The following is a 20617-nucleotide window of genomic DNA, read 5'->3' on the forward strand; positions in this document are numbered from 1 at the left end:
TGTCAATATGGAACGCTTCGGCTGTTATGCTCAAAGCGATGACCTCAAGGTCGGAAAACTTGGGAACTACACCACAACGGGGTATATTTCCGAGCTCATTAACACGATTTCCGGCGAAATCCTTGCAGATTCCGAGAATTCTGACGAAATTTGCTATGAAGTTGCGCATATGCAGATAAATAGTATTCAACGGTTTAGCTACCATTAAATTACTAAAAATCAGTGATATGTGCAACTTTTTCATTTGTAAATATTTAGATTTTTAATTCAACCAACGGGTATATCCAGATTTACTTTATTGCGGGTCATTTACACACGGCCATTTGTTTGTCATTCAAGTTTCTTTTTCATCCGGACTTGGTTCGAGATTAAAGGCGATACATTCCGAATGCTCTTATTATTCAAATTTACCGGATTCCGACAAGGCTGGAAGTCCACAGGGCTTTCTATTCGTGATTATTATTAGATTCCGACCTCTGAAGAAATGGCCTCAACCTTCTACAAGAAAGCATAACCGATGGTTTTCTTACTTACCTTTTGTTTCAAGACACGTTATATACAAGTATTCTTCAAAAAGCGGATTGCATCTTTTTCTTATTCGGCAATCAGCCTCAACTTCTTCGCTCCCAACCGTGCTTTCAGCCAAGCGCCAATCTTTTCTTTCTCGGTATCCGACGGGCGTTTGTTGAATTTCAGTACAGCCAAAGTCAGCGTGTCTGCCTTCATCGAATCTACCCGTGTTTCGACCGAATGCGAAATGGAAAGAGAAGCGATGGACGGATATAGGACTTTCAGTTCGGGAACCAGATCACGCCCGATCGTTTCATACGATTTATATTGTTCGAGGCTGGTTTCGAGTCCTTCTATCTTCCTCTGTTGCTCCAACAGGCGCAACTCACTGTTCTTATAAAAATCTTCCATCACCAATGCGCGTATAGACGAAACATCCACCATCCCGCTGTTCATCCCCTGCAATACAGTCAGTTTGGTATCTTTCAACTTATAGTTATCCAGTTTGCTCCGGGCAATGGTAATAGAAGCTTCGGGCACTTCGGGACCTACCAGCACTACCCGTATCTCTTTCTTCTCGTAACTTATTTTCCTGTCGAGCACCTGAGTGTTCTCAAAGCTCAGTTCCTCATTGACAAAGCGGTTGGCAGAAGCTTCGTAGAAAGTGCTTTTGACGATATCATAAGTAAGGTACACTGCCGGACACATGGTCAGGACGACTATCCAAATAATATATCTTCGAACTGTTTTCTCCCGCGCCTTGTCTACAAACTCTTTCCGATGGAAATGCATCACCCTCACTCCGATAAAAGTAGCCAAGCTGATAAAAACCGAGTTTATGAAATAAAGATAGAAAGCGCCGAAGAAATAAATCAGATTGCCCGAAGCCAGACCGTATCCCGCCGTACAAAGCGGAGGCATCAGTGCTGTGGCGATGGCTACACCGGGAATCACGTTGCCTTTTTCCTTGGTAGAAAGGGCTACTACACCTGCCATACCGCCAAACAAACCGATAAACACGTCGTAGATGGTGGGCGAGGTGCGGGCCAGCAGCTCCGAACGGGCTTCCACCAACGGAGTGATGAGGAAGAAGATGGTAGCAGTGGCTACACTGAAAGCTGTTGTTATCAAGAAACTCTTCAGCGAACGCTTCATCAGTTCGAAGTCGTTCAGACCCACCGAAAGCCCTACTCCCATGATAGGCCCCATCAACGGAGAGATAAGCATGGCACCGATAATGACTGCCGTAGAGTTGACATTCAACCCCAGAGAAGCCATGAAAATGGCAAAGATAAGAATCCACAGGTTAGCGCCTTTAAACTCCACTCCTTTCCGGATGGAATCGACCGTTGCCAACTCATTCTCTCTGTCTTTTCTCAAATCCAAGTATTCCTTCAGGAACGACTTGATCGCAAATATTTTCTTATTTTTACTCTCTGCTTCCATAATTATTTTCTTTTTACAAATCGATTGATAAACGGTATTTCACTCACAGGCATATCCCGCTTGAGGATATAGGCCGCAAACAGCAACAAAAGCAATGTGCGGAAAACCATCCGCAAAAAGAAGTTATCTATGGGCATCCACATGCCCGCTACATATAAGAGCGCTGTCAGAACGACGTAACAACCTATCCCACGCAAGTCGTATGATATGGGATACTTCTTCTGCCCCACCGCATACGAAAGAATCATGGCAACGGCATATCCCGTGAAGCCCGCCCATGCGCAGGCCATATATCCGTACAGGGGAATCAGGAAGATATTCATCAGAATCACTACCGCGCAGGCAGTGAGCGAGAAGTATGCGCCCCACTTCGTTTCGTCGGTAAGTTTGTACCAGAAAGAAAGGTTGAAGTAAACTCCCATGAAGATTTCGGCAATCATAACGATGGGAATCACACGAAGCCCTTCCCAATAGTCGCGCCCGATGAGGTAGCGAAGAATGTCCAGATAGAACATCACCGCCAGAAAAGCGAGCAGGGTGAAGATAATGAAGAACTTCATCGCCTGCGCATACATCCGCTTATTGTCTTTCTCCCGGCTTTTGCCGAATACAAAAGGCTCGTACGCAAAACGGAAAGCCTGCGTAAACATGGCCATAATCATGGCTATCTTGCTGGTGGCTCCATAGATGCCGAGCTGGACGGATGCTTCGGTTTCATCGGGATAGACGAAAGGAAAGATAATCTTGTCCGCCACCTGATTGAGGATACCTGCAATGCCCAATATGAGTATCGGGAACGAATAACGCAACATCCGCTTCATCAACGGACGATCTATGCAATAACGGAAGTCGCGGAATTCGGGAATCAGCCCCAGCATGACGATGAAGGAGCAGATGAGGTTGATAAGGAACGCAGCTCCTACGTCCGTACCTTTCAGTATCACAAAATAGATGATATTGAGTGTGATGCTGAGGAAGATAAACAGCAACTTCAGTCCGGCAAACTTAAGCGGACGCTGCTTGTATCGGAGATAAGCGAACGGAACCGCCTGTATGGCGTCCATGGAAATCACAATCAGCATCATCCCCAGATACCACGGGTGGTCGGCGTAACGCAGCAATCCGGCTATGGGGCGGAGGAAAACCATGCAAAGCAACAGAAAGCCGATGGAGACCGTGCTTACCATAAGCAGCGACACGGAATATACGCGGTTCGGATCGTCTTCTCCTTTGTTGGCATAACGGAAGAAGGTCGTTTCCATGCCGAAGGTAAGCATCACGAGCAGCAGAGCCACAATGGCGTACATATTGGTGATGATTCCGTATCCTCCGCCGGAAGCGGGCAATGAAAGAGCATAAATGGGAACCAGAAGGTAGTTCAGAAACTTTCCGATAATACTGCTGGCCCCGTATATGGCGGTATCTTTAGCTAACGATTTTAAATTCCCCATATTGTACTTTACACGTTATATGCAGCCTTGAGCTGCCGGTCATCAGGCGATGCTTGCGGTGGGACTTGCAAAAGCAAGGCTGCCGAAGGCATTGCCCTTTCTATCTAAAAACCTGCTGCCTCTTTCAGGCCGGAAGAAGCGGTACTTTTCCCGGTTCCGGGATTTCCGGATGCAGCATTGTCGTAAGTTGCCTGAAGAGAGAGCGTTGTTTGCTCAAACCCGGTATCCTCAGACGCACTGTTATCACGAATGTCTGAAAAGCAAGTGTTGCTTCTCTCCGCTTCTGTCCTGTAGACAAAATCAATCGGCAAAAAGCGTTTGCTGACTGCTGTACAGGCTGCGTCCCAAATGCTTATAGGCAAGCTCCGTCACCTCCCTGCCGCGCGGTGTACGCTTCATAAAACCCTCTTTGATGAGGAAAGGCTCATAGACCTCCTCGATGGTTCCGGCGTCTTCGCCCAGCGCGGTAGCGATGGTAGTCAGCCCCACAGGACCTCCTTTAAACTTGTCGATAATGGTGCACAGAATCTTGTTGTCTATCTCGTCGAGCCCGTAGCGGTCGATGTTCAGCGCTTCGAGCGAGAACCGGGCAATGTCCGTATCGATGGAGCCCGTCCCTTTCACTTGCGCAAAGTCCCGCACACGGCGAAGCAGGGCATTGGCTATACGCGGAGTGCCGCGGCTGCGCGACGCTATTTCCGACGCTGCAGGAATGGAGCAAGGCACATCGAGGATGGAAGCGGAACGGCGGATGATCGTACTCAGCACATCGTCGTCGTAATACTCCAAGTGCAGATTGATGCCGAAACGCGCGCGAAGCGGAGCCGTAAGCAACCCGCTGCGTGTGGTTGCGCCCACAAGCGTGAAAGGACTCAGGTCGATCTGGATGCTGCGCGCCGAAGGACCTTTGTCTATCATGATGTCGATGCGGTAATCTTCCATAGCGGAATACAGATACTCCTCCACCACGGGCGACAGCCGGTGAATCTCGTCGATGAAGAGCACATCGTTCGGTTCGAGGCTGGTGAGGACTCCTGCCAAATCGCCCGGTTTGTCGAGCACAGGCCCCGAAGTGATTTTAAAACCCACACCCAGTTCGTTGGCAATGATGTTCGAAAGCGTCGTTTTACCCAATCCGGGAGGTCCGTGAAGCAGCACGTGGTCGAGCGCTTCTCCGCGCAAACGGGCCGCCTTCACAAAGATGCGAAGGTTGTCCACCACCTTGTCCTGTCCGCTGAAGTCTTCAAAACTCAACGGGCGAAGAGCGTTCTCAAAGTCGCGCTCTTTCGGACTGAGCTGATGGTTGCGTATATCGAAATCTTCTTCCATGTCTTTTCTATCCAAGTATCTAACCGGACAAAGATAAGGAATTTCGCACGAAACGGATAATATGTATCGCAATTTATTGCAGAAGGCGGGAGCGAGCATTGCAGAAGCAGTCATCGTACAGGGTATATACCCCCCTCGTGGTGAACATATATATCCACCGTGGTGAGTATATATACTCATCCCCCATGACTATATATGGCTACCACGCTGAGTATATATGGCTACCACCCATGACTATATATGCTCATCACCCATGACCATATATGTATCCGACACACGCCCATATATACGTGCCTCGAAAGCAAAACATACCCTCCGGAGAGGTTTCAATCACCGCCTCTTATACCATATTTCAAAACTTATCGCTACATTTGTCGCAGTATATTTATCGACACACCGCTTATGGTATTAAATTACATCTGGATCGGCTTCTTCGTCATAGCCTTCATCATCGCCTGTTGCCGGGTAGTGTTCATGGGAGATACGGAGATATTCACCGCCATCATGAACTCCACGTTCGACTCGTCGAAGACGGCGTTCGAAATCTCGCTCGGACTGACGGGAGTGCTGGCTCTATGGATGGGAGTGATGAAGATCGGCGAACGGAGCGGACTTATCGAATCGCTGTCACGCTTCCTGAGCCCGGTGCTTTGCAGGCTTTTCCCCGACATCCCGAAAGGACATCCCGTGCTGGGTTCCATCTTCATGAACATGTCCGCCAATATGCTGGGGCTCGACAATGCCGCCACACCGATGGGGCTGAAGGCGATGAAAGAGCTTCAGGAGCTGAATCCGCAGAAAGATACGGCTTCGAATCCGATGATCATGTTTCTGGTGATCAACACTTCGGGACTGATACTCATTCCCGTCAGCATCATGGTGTATCGGGCGCAGATGGGTGCGGCACAGCCGACAGACGTCTTTATCCCGGTTCTGATAAGCACGTTCGTCTCCACGCTGATGGGGGTTGTTGCGGTGAGCATCGCCCAGAGAATCAACCTCATCAATAAACCGATACTCATCCTGATGGGAGCGGTCAGCCTGTTTTTTGCCGCACTCATCTGGGTGTTCCTGCATATCTCACGCCAAGCAATGGGTACTTACTCCACGCTGACAGCCAACGTGATTCTGTTCGGTGTCATCGTACTGTTCATCCTGACGGGAGTACGCAAAAAGATCAACGTATACGACGCTTTTGTCGACGGGGCGAAAGACGGATTCACCACCGCCGTACGCATCATTCCCTATCTGGTGGCTTTTCTGGTTGCCATCGCCGTCTTCCGCACATCGGGAGCAATGGATTATATGGTCGGCGGCATCGCATCTGTTGCCGGATGGTTCGGACTCGATACGCAGTTTGCGGGCGCTCTGCCCACGGGGTTGATGAAATCGCTCAGCGGCAGCGGAGCCAACGGGCTGATGATAGACACCATGAAGGAGCTGGGAGCCGACTCTTTCGTGGGGCGCATGAGTTGTGTGGTACGGGGAGCCTCGGACACCACGTTCTACATCCTTGCCGTTTATTTCGGCAGCGTGGGCATCACACGCACACGAAACGCAGTGACCTGCGGACTCATTGCCGACATTTCGGGAGTAATCGCCGCCATCCTTATCAGTTATTTATTTTTCTATTAACCATTTATACGCTTTATCATGGCTGTAACTTATCAAACGGAAGGCACAAAGATGCCCGATATCAGAAAACGAGAAACTACCGAATGGATCCGGCAAGTGGCCGCTTCGTACGGGAAACGGTTGGGAGAGATTGCTTACATCTTTTGCTCGGACGAGAAGATTCTGGAGGTGAACCGCCGGTATCTCGAACACGATTACTATACGGACATCATTACATTCGACTATTGCGAGGGCAACCGTCTTTCGGGCGATTTGTTCATCAGCCTGGACACCATACGCACCAATGCCGAACAGTTCGGCACATCGTACGAAGACGAGCTGCACCGCGTCATCATCCACGGCATCCTGCACCTTTGCGGCATCAACGACAAGGGACCGGGCGAACGGGAGCTGATGGAAGCCGCCGAGAACAAAGCGCTCGCCATGCGAGATAAAGGAGACAGCAATCCGACGCACTTGCCATGAACGAAAAAGAAGGGCCGTCGAAACGAACATAAGACAAGCCCCTACTATTATAAAGCGAAACAGTGAAAACGACATAAAAGAGCGCCAGAATCTTTATCGACAAACCTTTACTATTATAAAACGGAACGCTGCCAAAGGATATAAAGTTCTTTCCCCTTCAGACTTTCCACGATTTATGCGTATCCCTGCTGATATTCCGCTGAGCTGTAATAATTACTCCTCGAAGAGATCTAACGCAAAGGCACAAAAAAAGAGCGAACAACTCCGCCCCTCAGAAAAGAATCCCCCATGAATGGGATTCTTTTTTTTCATCTTAATTGTTACCTGAAAAACGATCTTCTACTAATACCTAATACTCAAAACAATCTTCACTCAAATCAAATCTGAAGCTCAATACTTCAACGGTTAAACTAATACCATTATCGTTTTTACTTTTCCTAATACCTGATACTTATATTTATCTAATACCTAAAAATCGAAGCGGTTTCACAACCACGATGTAAAATTATGATTGTTTCGGAGAAACGCCAAACTTAAAGCCCCCAAAATGATTCTCGGCATCGTTTTATTGACATAAATCAACTTTCGGCGTCTATTACGGTAGAAAAACGAATCGAGAGAAAAACGACATAAAGAAATTAGTACGCCCAAAATAAGAGCAAAAAGAAAACAATAAAAGAATCCGATAGACAAAAGCACTACAAACAGAGTATCCGACAGGCAATCAATCATTTTAAAATGCAAAATTACGGCGTTTTTTGCTCTCCCCTTACTTCCCGTCCGAAATTTCGGCAGCAAAACCGAGCGAAAGATGAAACTCTCACAACTTTTCCGTAACTTTGCAGCGTTGTGATAATAATAAACAATAAATAAAGGTAATAAGGAAAAATCATACAACATGAATTTCAAATACGATGTTATTGTGATTGGAGCAGGACATGCCGGATGCGAAGCCGCCGTTGCGGCAGCCAAGCTAGGTTCAAAAACCTGTATCATCACAATGGATATGAACAAGATTGCGCAAATGAGTTGCAACCCTGCCGTGGGAGGTATCGCCAAAGGACAGATCGTTCGAGAAATAGATGCATTGGGTGGTCAAATGGGATTGGTGACAGACGAAACAGCCATCCAGTTCCGCATCCTGAATCGCTCCAAAGGGCCTGCCATGTGGAGTCCCCGTGCGCAATGCGACCGTGCGAAATTCATCAACGCATGGCGCGACAGGTTAGAAAATACTCCTAACCTTCATATCTGGCAAGACACCGTACGCGAACTTCTTGTGGAAAACGGAGAAGTAATCGGGCTTGTCACCTTATGGGGGGTTACATTTCATGCTAAATGCATCGTATTGACTGCCGGAACTTTCCTTAACGGATTGATGCACGTAGGTAGCCATCAACTCCCGGGTGGACGAATGGCTGATCCGGCTTCGTACCATTTAACCGAATCCATCGCCCGTCACGGCATCGCATACGACCGGATGAAGACCGGTACTCCTGTACGTATAGACGCTCGCAGCGTTCATTTCGAATTTATGGAGACACAGGATGGGGAATCAGACTTTCATAAATTCTCATTCATGGACACAAGCGTACGCCATTTAAAACAACTTCGGTGCTGGACGTGCTACACCAATGCAGAATCGCATCGCATCCTGCGCGAGGGATTGGCGGATTCTCCCCTATTCAACGGACAAATTCAAAGCATCGGTCCGCGCTATTGCCCCAGCATCGAAACGAAAATAGTTACCTTCCCCGACAAGGAACAACACCAGTTATTCCTCGAGCCTGAAGGTGAAACGACTCAAGAGCTTTACTTGAACGGATTCTCTTCATCGCTGCCTATGGACATACAGATTGCCGCTCTCAAAAAGATTCCCGCATTCAAAGATGTGGTCATCTATCGCCCGGGATATGCCATCGAATACGATTTCTTTGCCCCTACTCAGTTGAAGCATTCATTGGAATCAAAGATTATTCGCAATCTCTTTTTTGCCGGACAGGTAAACGGAACAACCGGATATGAAGAAGCGGGAGGACAGGGCATCATCGCAGGTATAAACGCTCATATCAACTGTCACGGCGGAAAACCTTTCACATTGGGAAGAGACGAAGCTTATATAGGCGTATTGATTGATGATTTGGTAACAAAAGGAGTCGACGAACCCTACCGTATGTTTACCTCGCGTGCGGAATACCGCATTCTTCTTCGAATGGATGACGCCGACATGCGACTGACCGAACGGTCTTATCATTTGGGATTAGCCAAAGAAGACCGATATCAGCTGTTGAAGACGAAGCGGGAAGCGGTAGAGCATATCGTATCTTTTGCGCAAAACTACTCGATGAAGCCGGCGCTCATCAACGATGCGCTCGAAAAGATGGGAACTACCCCTCTGCGCCAAGGATGTAAATTGATCGAAATATTAAACCGTCCGCAGGTGACCATTCACAACATAGCGCCACATATTCCGGCATTCCGGAAAGAATTGGAGAAAGCAACGGAAACAGACCCCAACCGCAAGGAAGAGATACTGGAAGCTGCCGAAATCTTAATAAAGTATCAAGGCTATATCGACAGAGAAAGAATGATCGCACAAAAGCTGTCTCGTCTGGAGAGCATTAAAATAAAAGGGAAATTCGACTACTCTTCCATACAATCTCTATCGACCGAAGCCCGGCAGAAACTGACAAAAATAGACCCGGAGACGATTGCGCAAGCAAGCCGCATACCCGGTGTATCCCCGAGCGACATCAATGTATTACTCGTTCTTTCGGGACGATAAAAGGGTACGTTTCACGTGAAACAAGAAATTTAAAGAATTAAGATAAACAAATGATTATGAGTAAAGAAACGCTGATTAAAAGTATCCGGGAAATACCCGATTTCCCCAAACCGGGAATCTTATTCTACGATGTTACTACTTTGTTTAAAGACCCATGGTGTCTGCAAGAACTTTCAGATATAATGTACGAAATGTACAAAGAAAGAGGCATTACCAAAGTAGTAGGCATCGAATCAAGAGGTTTTATTATGGGACCTATTCTGGCTACACGCCTGAATGCCGGTTTTATCCCCATACGCAAACCGGGCAAGCTACCGGCAGAAACAATCGAAGAAAACTATGAAAAAGAATACGGAGAAGACACCGTAGAGATTCATAAAGACGCATTAGACTCAAACGACATAGTGTTACTACACGACGACTTATTGGCTACAGGCGGCACAATGAAAGCAGCCTGCGATCTGGTGAAGAAACTGAAACCAAAGAAGGTGTATGTGAACTTCATTATCGAGTTGAAAGGGTTGAACGGCAAAGTAAAGTTCGACGATGACATAGAGGTGGAGTCCGTTTTAAACCTGTGACCGAAAGAAAGGAAGCGCCCGCCGGGGAGAAAGAATCGTCACACAAAGACAATCCGGCGGGTACGAGATGCGCATCGGACCGAATATCCGGACAGAAAGAACGCCCACAAACCATCTTTCCGTTCACTCCCTTCTCTCCTCTTTGCTTTCATCTATGCAACAAGAGCAACCTAACGGTAAGTTCATGACAAACGCACTTATCCCAACTTTGCCTTCATCTATGCAACAAGAACAACTATGTAAACAAAGACCTGACGGTAAAAGTAAACGCCCTTTGCTTCCATTTATGCAACAAGAGCAACCTAACGGTAAGTTCATGACAAACGCACTTATCCCAACTTTGCTTTCATCTATGCAACAAGAGCGACGAGCCGGCTTTGGCAATGAGGCGTACTGTTTCTTTTCTTTTATCCATACGACAAGAGCTTCCGTAAACCCGTAAAGCGAATAGACCATAAGCATGAAAACGAAATCCGAAACCGACCAATATCTGAAAGGAATCGTGGAGAACCTCCCCGAGAAGCCGGGCATTTATCAATACCTGAATGCGGAAGGCACGATCATATACGTTGGAAAAGCTAAAAACCTGAAGAAAAGAGTATATTCTTATTTCAGCAAAGAACACGAACCGGGGAAAACACGCGTGTTGGTCAGCAAGATTGCAGACATACGCTATATCGTCGTGCATACGGAAGAAGACGCCCTTTTGCTCGAAAACAATCTGATAAAGAAGTACAAACCTCGATACAATGTATTGCTGAAAGACGACAAAACCTATCCTTCGATCTGCGTACAGAACGAATACTTCCCGAGAGTGTTCAAGACACGGAAAATAATCAGGAACGGTTCTTCCTATTACGGGCCTTACAGCCATTTGCCGTCTATGTATGCGGTATTAGACCTTATCAGACGCTTGTATCCGCTGCGCACCTGCAACCTCAACCTCAGTCCGGAGAACATCCGTGCAGGCAAGTTCAAAGTCTGTCTGGAGTATCATATAAAAAACTGTGCAGGCCCCTGTGTCGGCCTGCAATCGCACGAAGAATACCTGAAAAACATCGAAGAAATCAAGCAAATACTCAAAGGCAATACATACGAAATCAGCCGCCTGCTGCTGGAAAGAATGGAAGAGCTGGCAGGAGAGATGAGGTTTGAAGAGGCGCAGAAAATAAAAGAAAAGTACCAGCTTGTGGAAAACTACCGCTCCAAATCGGAAGTGGTAAGCTCCGTACTTCACAACATCGACGTATTCTCTATCGAAGAAGACGAGTCGAACTCCGCATTCATCAACTACCTGCACATCACCAACGGCGCCATCAATCAGGCTTTCACATTCGAATACAAGAAGAAACTCAACGAATCGAAAGAGGAATTGCTGACACTGGGAATCATCGAAATGAGGGAGCGATACAAGAGCCTTTCGCGCGAAATCATCGTCCCTTTCGAAGTGGAAATGGAGTTGAGCAACGTCGTATTCACCGTCCCTCAGCGGGGAGACAAGAAAAAGCTGCTGGAACTCTCGCTTCTAAACGTAAAGCAATACAAAGCCGACCGTTTGAAACAAGCGGAGAAGCTCAATCCGGAGCAGCGAAGCATGCGTCTGATGAAAGAGATACAACAGGAGCTGCGCTTGGAACGCCTGCCCATGCAAATCGAATGTTTCGACAACTCGAACATACAGGGAGCCGACGCAGTAGCCGCCTGCGTGGTGTTCAAAAAGGCAAAGCCGTCGAAAAAAGATTACCGGAAGTACAACATCAGAACGGTAGAGGGGCCCGATGACTACGCTTCGATGAAAGAAGTGGTAAGAAGGCGCTACCGGCGAGCCATAGAAGAGAACGCTCCCCTGCCCGACCTCATCATCACCGATGGAGGAAAAGGACAGATGGAGGCGGTGAGAGAAGTTGTGGAAGACGAACTGCACCTGAACATAGCCATCGCCGGACTTGCCAAAGACAACCGCCACCGCACGTCGGAACTCCTATTCGGTTTTCCACCGCAAACCATCGGTATCAAACAGCAAAGCCGGCTCTTCCGGCTGCTTACCCAGATACAAGACGAAGTGCACCGCTTTGCCATTACCTTCCATCGCGATAAGCGAAGCAAGCGGCAGGTAGCATCGGCTTTAGACAACATCAAAGGGATTGGAGAAAAGACTAAAACCGCCCTTCTGAAAGAGTTCAAAAGCGTGAAACGCATCAAGGAAGCACCTTTCGAAAGCATTGCCGGAGTTATTGGAGAGGCGAAAGCCAAAATTGTGAAGCAGGCAATGGAGGCGGACAAAACGGGCACAGAGAGGGAAAACAAGACATTCGCCCCCAAATAAGAAGAGTATCGGCCGGAGTCAGTCATGCTCAGAAATAAGCCGAAAAAGTCGTGCCAGAAACCTTAAACCGTACAGCCGAGACATTAAACCACAGGTTTTCATTCAGTTTCCCACTATTGAAACAAAAGTTTCCCACTGGGGAAACTTTATTTTCCCTTCGGGGAAACTTTTGTTTCCCCAGTGGGAAACAAAGCGAAATCTATATGCCTGCGACGCTACGCCTATATGCCTACGCCCTATACCGCCCGGCGTATGTGCTATATGTTCCGGCGTAGTATGCCCCATATATACCCGCCGTATATCCATATATTCCGGCGTATATCTTGTACGTCCCGGTGATGTCTTGTATGTCCCGGCGTATGCGCGCTATACCCCCTCCGTATCGCTATACGCCCCGTCAGATACTCCCTGTGCTTACGGCCCATTTCCCTCGTTATGGCGGGTGCCCTGCGTCTGCTTTCAACGCATCCCACCCATACAGGCGTTTTTTTCGGAAGCCATGCCCCTTTCGGAGAGCGTGGCTTTTCACCGGAAGGAAAGCGATGAGACACCACGCCCGAATCAACAAACCGCCCTTGCATCCACCATTTATACCCGCGTACTCCAAAACCGAGAGGGACGTCCGCCGCGCGCTAGGCCTTGCATCGGTCATTTATACCCGCGTACCCATCGCTTCCCGCAACATTTCGGACAGGTTTTGAGCTTTTTCGGGCCAAAACCTTTTCATATCATTCTCAATTATTTATCTTTGCGAAAGAAGAAAAGAGCGGCACGCGGAAACAACAGCCGCCACCGCATCTTTTCAACCGCCGGAACGAAACAGTTTTCCGGCAAAACACGGGCAAGGCTCACCGGCCGACAAGCCCGAAGTGGCATGACGCCGACATTGTGAAAGCTCAAAGCCCCGGCGAACAAGCGAAAGCTGCAAGGTCGAACAGAAGAAAGCCCCGGCGAACAAGCCAAAGTTGCAAGGTCGAACGGAAGAAAGCCCAAGTTGAACGAGCCAAAGCTGCAAAGCCGAATGGAACAAAGCTCAAGCCGAACAAGCCAAAGCAGCAAGACCGAACGGAAGAAAGCCCAAGCCAAATGAGCCAAAGCTGCAAGACCGAACAGAACAAAGCTCAAGCGAACGAGCCAAAGCTGCAAGACCGAACGGAACAAAACCCAAGCCGAACAAGCCAAAGCTGCAAGGCCGAACGGGACAAAACATTGAGAACCAACGGATTTAAAGCTGCTGAAGGGAGTTAGAGCATAACAGATATTACAGAAACTTAAACCCGAAGAAATGAAAATTCTAATCATCGAAGATGAAGCATCGTTGCTGGAAGTAATGACCTCCTTCCTTGAAAAAGAACAGTATGTGGTAGAGAGCGCAAACACCTATCAAGGCGCTCTCTCGAAAGTAGCAGACTACGATTACGACTGTATTTTACTGGATATCATGTTGCCCGACGGAGATGGGATAGACCTGCTGAAAGAGTTGCAGAAAATAAAGAAAAACCAGAACGTCATCATCATTTCCGCCAAAGATTCGGTGGAGGATAAAGTAGCCGGACTGGAGATCGGAGCGGACGACTACCTGTCGAAACCCTTCCATCTGGCCGAACTCAACGCCCGCATACGAAGCGTATTCAGACGGAAAGATCTGCAGGGAGATACGCTCGTCAGGTTAGAAAACGTAACGGTGAACCCCACCACGCACGAAGCTTATGTAGACGGAAACAGGCTCGAGCTGAACAGGAAAGAGTACAATATCCTGTTATACTTTATGACAAGGCCCAACCACCTGATAGACAAAGCAGTGCTTGCCGAAGCCGTTTGGGGAGACCACATCGACCAGGCAGACAACTTCGACTTCATATATACCCAAGTGAAAAATCTCCGGAAGAAGATGAACGAAGCCGGAGCCGGAATCGAAATCAAGGCCGTCTACGGACTTGGCTACAAACTCGCACTACGATGAGACTGCTCCACCGCATCACCCTGCACATATCCATCGCCCTGCTGCTGCTCTTTGCCGTATGGGCTACGTTGTTCTACTACATCATCGTGGACGAAATCAACGACGAAACCGACGACTCGCTCGAAGAATACTCCGAATACATCATCAGGCGCGCCCTCACCGGAGAAAAGCTGCCGGAAAACGACAACGGCACAAACAACAGCTATCACATCAGCAAAGTGACTCGCGAATATGCCTTACAGACACCTTCCACAGAATTTCTCGACCAAACGGTTTATATCCGGTCGAAGAATGAAACGGAGCCGGCACGCATCTACAAAACCATCTTCAGAGACAAGGAAGACAACTACTATCAGCTTACCGTGACATTCCCCACATTCGAGAAAAAAGACCTGAAAGAAACGATCTTATACTGGCTAATCCTGCTGTATGTGTTGCTACTGGTCTCTATAATCATCCTTAATGTTTTCGTGCACCGCCGCAGCCTGAAACCTTTATACACGATGCTCAAATGGCTCGACAGCGTGCAGCTTTCCAACACTCCTCCCCTGCTCGAGGTGGACACCGACATCACCGAATTCCGCAAACTTTCGGAAGCCTTGACCCGGAACGCCTGCCGGAATGCGGAGATATACGAGCAGCAAAGCTTATTCATCGCACACGCCTCGCACGAGCTGCAAACGCCTATCGCCATTGCACAGAACCGCCTCGAAATGCTATCGAACGATTCCGCCCTGACCGAAGCGCAACTGTCGCAGATACTCAAGACGAAGCAGGCCGTAGAAAGCCTGTCGAAGCTGAACAAAACACTGCTGTTACTCGCCAGGATAGAGAACCAGCAATTCCCGGAAAGCGAACAGATCGACGTGCAAAAGTTCCTTGCCCCCATATTGGAGAACTTCGCCGATGCGTACCGGCATCTCGGCATCCGGTGCACGGTGGAGGAAAAAGAGAAAACAAACATCCGCATGAACGAGATGCTCGCAACCATATTGTTCAACAACCTGATAAAGAACGCATACGTCCACAACCGCCCAAACGGCAGCATACATGTGTTGCTGACCGCCCGCGCCATACGCTTCTCGAACACCGCTGCGGGCGAACCGCTCGACGCCGGACTTATCTTCCGCAGGTTCTACCGGAAAACCTCAAGCGGTCCGGGTACTGGATTGGGATTGGCGCTTGTACACGCCATCTGCAAAACCTATAACATCGAGATCGACTACTTCTTCGAAGAAGGATATCATCATTTCGAGCTGAGAAAAGCGAAATGCAATAAAAATAGTTAAAAACATCATATTTGAAGCAAAAGGGACCGAAATTCCAAAATCTTTTCAGTTTTGCCTCACAACTTTGCATCATAAACAATTAAACAGAACAAAGTATGAAAAGAATTATTCTATTGGCCATTACCGCTTTAACTATGACATTTACTTTCACAGCCAAAGCCGACAACTCAAAACCCGTACGCTTTGAAAACCTGCCCGAAAATTCGCAGAAATTCGTCCATACCCACTTTAAAGGGACCGAGATATCGTACATAAAACAGGAAAGCGACTTCTTCTTATGGAAGTCATACGATCTCTTCTTCGTCAACGGAAGCAAAATAGAGTTCGACCGGAAAGGAAATTGGGAAGAAGTAGACTGTATGAGAGACGAGGTTCCCGCCGCTATCGTACCCGCCGCCATCACGACCTACATAAACCGGAACCATGCCGGAATGAAAATCGTGAAAATCAGCCGGAACAGCAAAGAGTATGAGGTGAAACTGAACAATGGCATAGAAATCAAGTTCGACAAGAAGTTTAATGTGATAGAATATGATAATTAACCAACCGGCACACAGCCGAATCGGTTACCACGTCATCGCTTAACGTGATAGAATATGATAATTAACCCTAAAAACCATTGAATTATGAAAGCTAAAATTCTTTTATTAGCAGTAATGTTGGGCGGTTTTGCGCTCTACGGATGCGACAGTGACGACAACAAGAAGACAGAAGCCTCTGCAAAGTATCAGGAGGCGCTTAAAGCCAAACACCCGAATGCACAGCAGATAAGCTGGGAGAAGAAAGGCGATTATTTCGTGGCGGAATTCCGCCGTAACGACCCGCAAGGCGAAGCCGAATCATGGTTCGACTTACTTGCCGAATGGAAGATGACGGTGACGGAAATCAACTATCAATCCTTGCCGCAGGCAGTCATCAACGCGCTCAAAGCAAGCCCGTATGCCCAATGGCGTATCGACGACATCAAAATGGTGGAACGAAACAATATGGAAGTGATCTACGTGATAGAGGTAGAACAGAAGGCGGAAGAATACGACCTCTATTTCACGGCAGCAGGCGTATTAGTGAAAGCTGTTCCCGATAAGGATGAGAACGATGGAGACAAGTTTATCTCCGGACAAGCCACCGCAAAGATACACGTGGCAATCAACAAGCGATATCCGCAGGCAAGAATCCTCGACATCGAATACGAAGACAAGATGATCGAAGTGGAAATCATCGACGGAATCGCCCGCCGCGAAGTATTTCTGAGCCTCGACGGCGCATGGCTGCGTACAAAGACAGAAATAAAGGTTAAGGATGTTCCGCACAAAATTTTCCACCTATTGAAGGAATCGGAATTCGGGATCTACCCGATTGACGATGTCGACTTCTTTGAAACTCCGGATGAAGAGTACTATCTCTTCGAGCTTGAAGCTGAGCCTGAAGATATTCTTGTAAAGATACTAACAGACGGAACAATCGTTGTATAAAAGCCATGAACGGCTGGTTAATACACCACTTCATGCAGTAGAGAACCTGCGTGTATAAAGAAATATGGGAAGTACCGTTTCAACCCGCCGCAAGCCGGGGGGGGCAGAGCGGTACTTTCTTTTCATTTAAAGCCAATCACCGGAAGCAATGCGTTGTTTGCGGTGCAGTAAAAGCAGTATTCTCTTTCCATTTAAAGCCAATCACCGGAAGCAATGCGTTGTTTGGTTGCAGTAAAAGCAGTATTCTCTTTCCATCTAAAGCCAATCACCGGAAGCAATGCGCTGTTTGGTTGCAGTAAAAGCAGCATTCTCTTTCCACTTAAAGATAAATAGACGGCTGCGGCAAAGAAAAAGCGGATCAATCTTCCGTTTTCTCTCCCGGATTTTGTATTTTTGTCTTTCATAACGTAAATATACGAAGGAAAGAGTCAATGAGAATCGTAATTCAACGGGTAAGCCGTGCATCGGTCACCATCAATGGGGAATGTAAATCGGCTATCGAACAGGGAATGTTGATATTAGTGGGTATCGAAGAAGCCGACGGGACGGAGGATATCGACTGGCTCTGCCGGAAGACCGTCAACCTCCGCATATTCGACGATGAAAACGGAGTGATGAACAAGTCGATACTGGAAACGGGAGGAGACATACTCGTCATCAGTCAGTTCACACTGCACGCCTCTACCCGCAAAGGAAACCGCCCTTCGTACATCAAAGCCGCCAAACCGGAGGTATCCGTCCCTCTCTACGAAGCGTTTTGCCGGAAACTGAGTGCTGCGCTGGGAAAAGAAGTGGGCACAGGCTCTTTCGGAGCCGATATGAAGGTGGAGCTTCTGAACGACGGACCGGTAACGATTTGCATAGACAGTAAAAACAAAGAATAGAGATGACGATAAAAGAAGCTCAACAACAAGTAGACGCATGGGTGAAGCAATACGGAGTGCGCTATTTCAGCGAACTGACCAACATGGCGGTATTGACCGAGGAAGTCGGCGAACTGGCACGTGTCATGGCGCGCAAATACGGCGACCAGTCGTTCAAACCGGGCGAAAAGGAGAATCTGGACGAGGAAATGGCCGATGTGCTCTGGGTACTCATCTGCCTTGCCAATCAGACGGGAGTAGACCTTACCGACGCTTTAAGAAAAAGCATGGAAAAGAAAACGAATCGAGATAATCAAAGACATATTAATAATCCAAAACTGAAAGATCATGGAGGAAAATAACTTAAAAGACAACAAATATCTGGCTACTTTAGCCAAGTATAACACCGATCTGAAAGACGCGGATATAGCAACCCGCGTAGCCGAACTGACAGAACAGAATGTCACGGAAAACAATACCGAAGAAGTGAAAAAATTCCTGTTCAACTGCATCGATCTTACTACACTGAACAGCACGGACAGCGATGAAAGCGTAATGCGATTCACCGAGAAAGTGAACGAATTTGACAATGCATTCCCCGATCTGAAAAACGTGGCAACCATCTGCGTGTATCCCAACTTTGCCGCCATCGTAAAGAACACACTCCAAGTGAACGGAGTAAACATCGCTTGCGTATCAGCGGGATTCCCCTCTTCGCAGACCTTTATCGAGGTGAAAATAGCCGAGACATCGCTCGCCGTTGCCGACGGAGCGGACGAAATAGATATCGTTCTCTCGGTTGGCAAGTTTCTGAGCGGCGACTACGAAACAATGTGCGACGAAATTGAGGAACTAAAGGAAGCTTGCAAAGAAAGCCATTTGAAAGTGATACTCGAAACGGGTGCGCTGAAGAGTGCGGCCAACATCAAAAAGGCCTCTCTCCTATCCATGTATGCAGGAGCCGACTTCATCAAGACTTCCACAGGCAAACAACAGCCGGCAGCCACTCCGGAAGCGGCTTACGCGATGTGCGAAGCCATCAGAGACTATTACGAGAAAACAGGGCGTAAAGTGGGATTCAAGCCCGCAGGAGGAATCAATACGGTGCACGACGCCATTGTCTACTACACCATCGTAAAAGAATTGCTGGGAGAAGAATGGCTGACGAACAAGCTGTTCCGCCTGGGCACAAGCCGCTTGGCAAACCTGTTGCTCTCGGACATCAAAGGAGAGGAAATCAAATTCTTCTAAACAATGCGAGCCTGTTTCAGCCGTTTACCTATACCGGCTCAAACAGGCTTGCACAATTTATACGCGACACACCCGAACATGCCGCACGGGCTTTCCAATCACATCCGCCTCATCGGCAAAGAAAATCTTATCGCTTTTCTGCAAAGAAAGTCTTATGACTTCTACAACGAAAGTCTTATCGCTTCCGCAACAACGCTATTTTTCGCGCTCGACCACATAATCCAAGAAGCTGTTCAAAGCCTCCGACACATCGGGCAATGAGGGCATGGAAGCAAGAATGTCCGCAGCCTTTCGCCTATATCCCTCCATCGTCCTGAAAGCATATTCGATACCTCCTTTTTCTTTGGTAAAAGATACCAGAAACTCTATCTCCTCGGGAGTAGCCACACCGTCTTTCACCCGGATAGCCGTTTCCACTGCTTTCGGATCTTCGGTGGTATTCAATACATAGAGCACCGGAAGCGTCAGCTTCCCCTCCTCCATATCGTTTCCTGTCGGTTTACCGATTTCCTTGCTATCGGAATAGTCGAAAATATCGTCTTTGATCTGAAAACAGATTCCGATATACTCGCCCAGCAAACGCGCTTTTTCAACCTCCTTCTCTCCCGCCCCCATCGACAAAGCAGCGGCTTTGGTACAAGCGGCAAACAACGCAGCTGTCTTCTTGCGAATTACATCGAAATAAACGGTCTCGGAGAAGGTATGTGTGCTTACATTCGACAGTTGAAGTAGTTCACCGTCGGCAAGCTCCTGCCCCAATGAAGAAATCACCTGAATGATATCGTGGTTCATCGTAAGCCCTGCGTGCACCAAACTGGTAGCCAACAGATAATCGCCGGTAAGTACCGCCACTTTATTGTTAAAGCTGGCGTTTACCGAAAGCTGCCCCCTGCGTTCGGAACTTTCGTCCACCACATCGTCGTGCACAAGGCTTGCAGTATGAAGAAGTTCGAGCGAAACGGCGGCATGAAGCGTGGAAAGGCGTATAGGACCATAAAGGCGTGCCACCAGTAAAGAAAGTATAGGGCGCATCATCTTGCCATTCCTCTGACGTATGTGAGCAATCACATTATCGAGCAATGTGTTCGAGCTGGAAAGAGAACTGTCAAAAAGCTTTTTGAAGTCGGCCAGTTCATGAATAATCGGTTTCTTGATGAGAGAGACACTGTCCATCCATACACTATTTGGACACAAAAGTAATAATAAAACGGTTAATACCGTATTTTTTTTGTACTTTTACCATGAAAAATT

The 20617-nt window shown here is 47.8% G+C and carries 17 protein-coding genes and 1 pseudogene; 12 read left to right on the forward strand and 6 right to left on the reverse strand.

The window, feature by feature from the left end; genetic code table 11:
- The 4 genes and pseudogenes from C234_RS17935 to ruvB all read right to left on the reverse strand — a co-directional run.
- Positions 1–244, reverse strand: a pseudogene (locus tag C234_RS17935) (IS982 family transposase); the annotation flags it as partial.
- Between the two features lie 350 nt (positions 245–594).
- Positions 595–1956 (reverse strand): TIGR00341 family protein, encoded by a 1362-nt coding sequence (locus C234_RS0101850; protein ID WP_027324367.1) that lies wholly within the window; start codon positions 1954–1956, stop codon positions 595–597.
- Between the two features lie 2 nt (positions 1957–1958).
- Complete coding sequence (locus C234_RS0101855; protein ID WP_027324368.1) at positions 1959–3407, reverse strand: lipopolysaccharide biosynthesis protein; 1449 nt, start codon at positions 3405–3407, stop codon at positions 1959–1961.
- Positions 3408–3707: 300 nt separating this feature from the next.
- Positions 3708–4736 (reverse strand): Holliday junction branch migration DNA helicase RuvB, encoded by a 1029-nt coding sequence (gene ruvB / locus C234_RS0101865; RefSeq protein WP_021646678.1) that lies wholly within the window; start codon positions 4734–4736, stop codon positions 3708–3710.
- Positions 4737–5138: 402 nt separating this feature from the next.
- On the opposite strand from ruvB, the gene C234_RS0101870 reads away from it, so the two are divergent.
- The 9 genes from C234_RS0101870 to C234_RS0101925 all read left to right on the forward strand — a co-directional run bounded on the left by C234_RS0101870 (position 5139) and on the right by C234_RS0101925 (position 17252).
- Entirely contained in the window at positions 5139–6371 is a 1233-nt protein-coding gene (locus C234_RS0101870) for a nucleoside recognition domain-containing protein (protein WP_027324370.1), read from the forward strand.
- 18 nt (positions 6372–6389) lie between these two features.
- Positions 6390–6836: an rRNA maturation RNase YbeY gene (gene ybeY / locus C234_RS0101875; protein ID WP_027324371.1), complete on the forward strand. Its 447-nt coding sequence runs from the start codon at positions 6390–6392 to the stop codon at positions 6834–6836.
- An 898-nt stretch (positions 6837–7734) separates the two neighbouring features.
- Complete coding sequence (gene mnmG, locus C234_RS0101885; protein ID WP_027324373.1) at positions 7735–9621, forward strand: tRNA uridine-5-carboxymethylaminomethyl(34) synthesis enzyme MnmG; 1887 nt, start codon at positions 7735–7737, stop codon at positions 9619–9621.
- A 50-nt stretch (positions 9622–9671) separates the two neighbouring features.
- Positions 9672–10202 carry an adenine phosphoribosyltransferase gene (locus C234_RS0101890; protein WP_148295100.1) on the forward strand — a complete coding sequence of 177 codons (531 nt, stop codon included), beginning with the start codon at positions 9672–9674 and terminating at the stop codon, positions 10200–10202.
- Between the two features lie 460 nt (positions 10203–10662).
- Positions 10663–12528 (forward strand): excinuclease ABC subunit UvrC, encoded by a 1866-nt coding sequence (uvrC, locus tag C234_RS0101900; RefSeq protein ID WP_034538097.1) that lies wholly within the window; start codon positions 10663–10665, stop codon positions 12526–12528.
- Between the two features lie 1285 nt (positions 12529–13813).
- Entirely contained in the window at positions 13814–14491 is a 678-nt protein-coding gene (locus C234_RS0101910; protein WP_027324377.1) for a response regulator transcription factor, read from the forward strand.
- The gene (locus C234_RS0101915) at positions 14488–15780 is read left to right on the forward strand and encodes a sensor histidine kinase (RefSeq protein ID WP_027324378.1); all 1293 of its coding nucleotides are present in this window, start codon (positions 14488–14490) and stop codon (positions 15778–15780) included. Before C234_RS0101910 ends, C234_RS0101915 begins: the two co-directional genes overlap by 4 nt.
- Positions 15781–15875: 95 nt before the next feature.
- Positions 15876–16322 (forward strand): PepSY-like domain-containing protein, encoded by a 447-nt coding sequence (locus C234_RS0101920; RefSeq protein WP_027324379.1) that lies wholly within the window; start codon positions 15876–15878, stop codon positions 16320–16322.
- An 84-nt stretch (positions 16323–16406) separates the two neighbouring features.
- The gene (locus C234_RS0101925) at positions 16407–17252 is read left to right on the forward strand and encodes a PepSY-like domain-containing protein (RefSeq protein WP_027324380.1); all 846 of its coding nucleotides are present in this window, start codon (positions 16407–16409) and stop codon (positions 17250–17252) included.
- A gap of 191 nt (positions 17253–17443) precedes the next feature.
- On the opposite strand, the gene C234_RS0101930 is transcribed toward C234_RS0101925, so the two are convergent.
- Complete coding sequence (locus tag C234_RS0101930) at positions 17444–17656, reverse strand: hypothetical protein (protein ID WP_027324381.1); 213 nt, start codon at positions 17654–17656, stop codon at positions 17444–17446.
- A gap of 27 nt (positions 17657–17683) precedes the next feature.
- On the opposite strand from C234_RS0101930, the gene dtd reads away from it, so the two are divergent.
- Genes dtd through deoC form a run of 3 tightly spaced genes read left to right on the forward strand, consistent with a single transcriptional unit; the run spans position 17684 to position 19366 of the window.
- Positions 17684–18136 (forward strand): D-aminoacyl-tRNA deacylase, encoded by a 453-nt coding sequence (gene dtd / locus C234_RS0101935; protein WP_027324382.1) that lies wholly within the window; start codon positions 17684–17686, stop codon positions 18134–18136.
- Between the two features lie 2 nt (positions 18137–18138).
- Entirely contained in the window at positions 18139–18477 is a 339-nt protein-coding gene (locus tag C234_RS0101940; protein WP_027324383.1) for a nucleotide pyrophosphohydrolase, read from the forward strand.
- Complete coding sequence (deoC, locus tag C234_RS0101945) at positions 18464–19366, forward strand: deoxyribose-phosphate aldolase (RefSeq protein WP_027324384.1); 903 nt, start codon at positions 18464–18466, stop codon at positions 19364–19366. The genes C234_RS0101940 and deoC overlap by 14 nt, the downstream gene beginning before the upstream one ends.
- 195 nt (positions 19367–19561) lie before the next feature.
- On the opposite strand, the gene C234_RS0101950 is transcribed toward deoC, so the two are convergent.
- Positions 19562–20539, reverse strand: coding sequence for a polyprenyl synthetase family protein (locus C234_RS0101950; protein ID WP_027324385.1), 978 nt, complete (start codon positions 20537–20539; stop codon positions 19562–19564).
- Positions 20540–20617 lie beyond the last annotated feature (78 nt).

It is taken from the genome of Bacteroides pyogenes DSM 20611 = JCM 6294 (genome assembly GCF_000428105.1).
GTDB lineage: Bacteria > Bacteroidota > Bacteroidia > Bacteroidales > Bacteroidaceae > Bacteroides > Bacteroides pyogenes.

Coding starts and splice junctions, on each gene's coding strand:
- C234_RS0101930 (WP_027324381.1), bottom strand. CDS start 17,656: ATGAAAGACAAAAATACAAAATCCGGGAGAGAAAACGGAAGATTGATC.
- C234_RS0101890 (WP_148295100.1), top strand. CDS start 9,672: ATGATTATGAGTAAAGAAACGCTGATTAAAAGTATCCGGGAAATACCC.
- C234_RS0101850 (WP_027324367.1), bottom strand. CDS start 1,956: ATGGAAGCAGAGAGTAAAAATAAGAAAATATTTGCGATCAAGTCGTTC.
- deoC (WP_027324384.1), top strand. CDS start 18,464: ATGGAGGAAAATAACTTAAAAGACAACAAATATCTGGCTACTTTAGCC.
- mnmG (WP_027324373.1), top strand. CDS start 7,735: ATGAATTTCAAATACGATGTTATTGTGATTGGAGCAGGACATGCCGGA.
- dtd (WP_027324382.1), top strand. CDS start 17,684: ATGAGAATCGTAATTCAACGGGTAAGCCGTGCATCGGTCACCATCAAT.
- ruvB (WP_021646678.1), bottom strand. CDS start 4,736: ATGGAAGAAGATTTCGATATACGCAACCATCAGCTCAGTCCGAAAGAG.
- C234_RS0101855 (WP_027324368.1), bottom strand. CDS start 3,407: ATGGGGAATTTAAAATCGTTAGCTAAAGATACCGCCATATACGGGGCC.
- C234_RS0101925 (WP_027324380.1), top strand. CDS start 16,407: ATGAAAGCTAAAATTCTTTTATTAGCAGTAATGTTGGGCGGTTTTGCG.
- C234_RS0101920 (WP_027324379.1), top strand. CDS start 15,876: ATGAAAAGAATTATTCTATTGGCCATTACCGCTTTAACTATGACATTT.
- C234_RS0101940 (WP_027324383.1), top strand. CDS start 18,139: ATGACGATAAAAGAAGCTCAACAACAAGTAGACGCATGGGTGAAGCAA.
- C234_RS0101950 (WP_027324385.1), bottom strand. CDS start 20,539: ATGGACAGTGTCTCTCTCATCAAGAAACCGATTATTCATGAACTGGCC.
- C234_RS0101910 (WP_027324377.1), top strand. CDS start 13,814: ATGAAAATTCTAATCATCGAAGATGAAGCATCGTTGCTGGAAGTAATG.
- uvrC (WP_034538097.1), top strand. CDS start 10,663: ATGAAAACGAAATCCGAAACCGACCAATATCTGAAAGGAATCGTGGAG.
- C234_RS0101915 (WP_027324378.1), top strand. CDS start 14,488: ATGAGACTGCTCCACCGCATCACCCTGCACATATCCATCGCCCTGCTG.
- ybeY (WP_027324371.1), top strand. CDS start 6,390: ATGGCTGTAACTTATCAAACGGAAGGCACAAAGATGCCCGATATCAGA.
- C234_RS0101870 (WP_027324370.1), top strand. CDS start 5,139: ATGGTATTAAATTACATCTGGATCGGCTTCTTCGTCATAGCCTTCATC.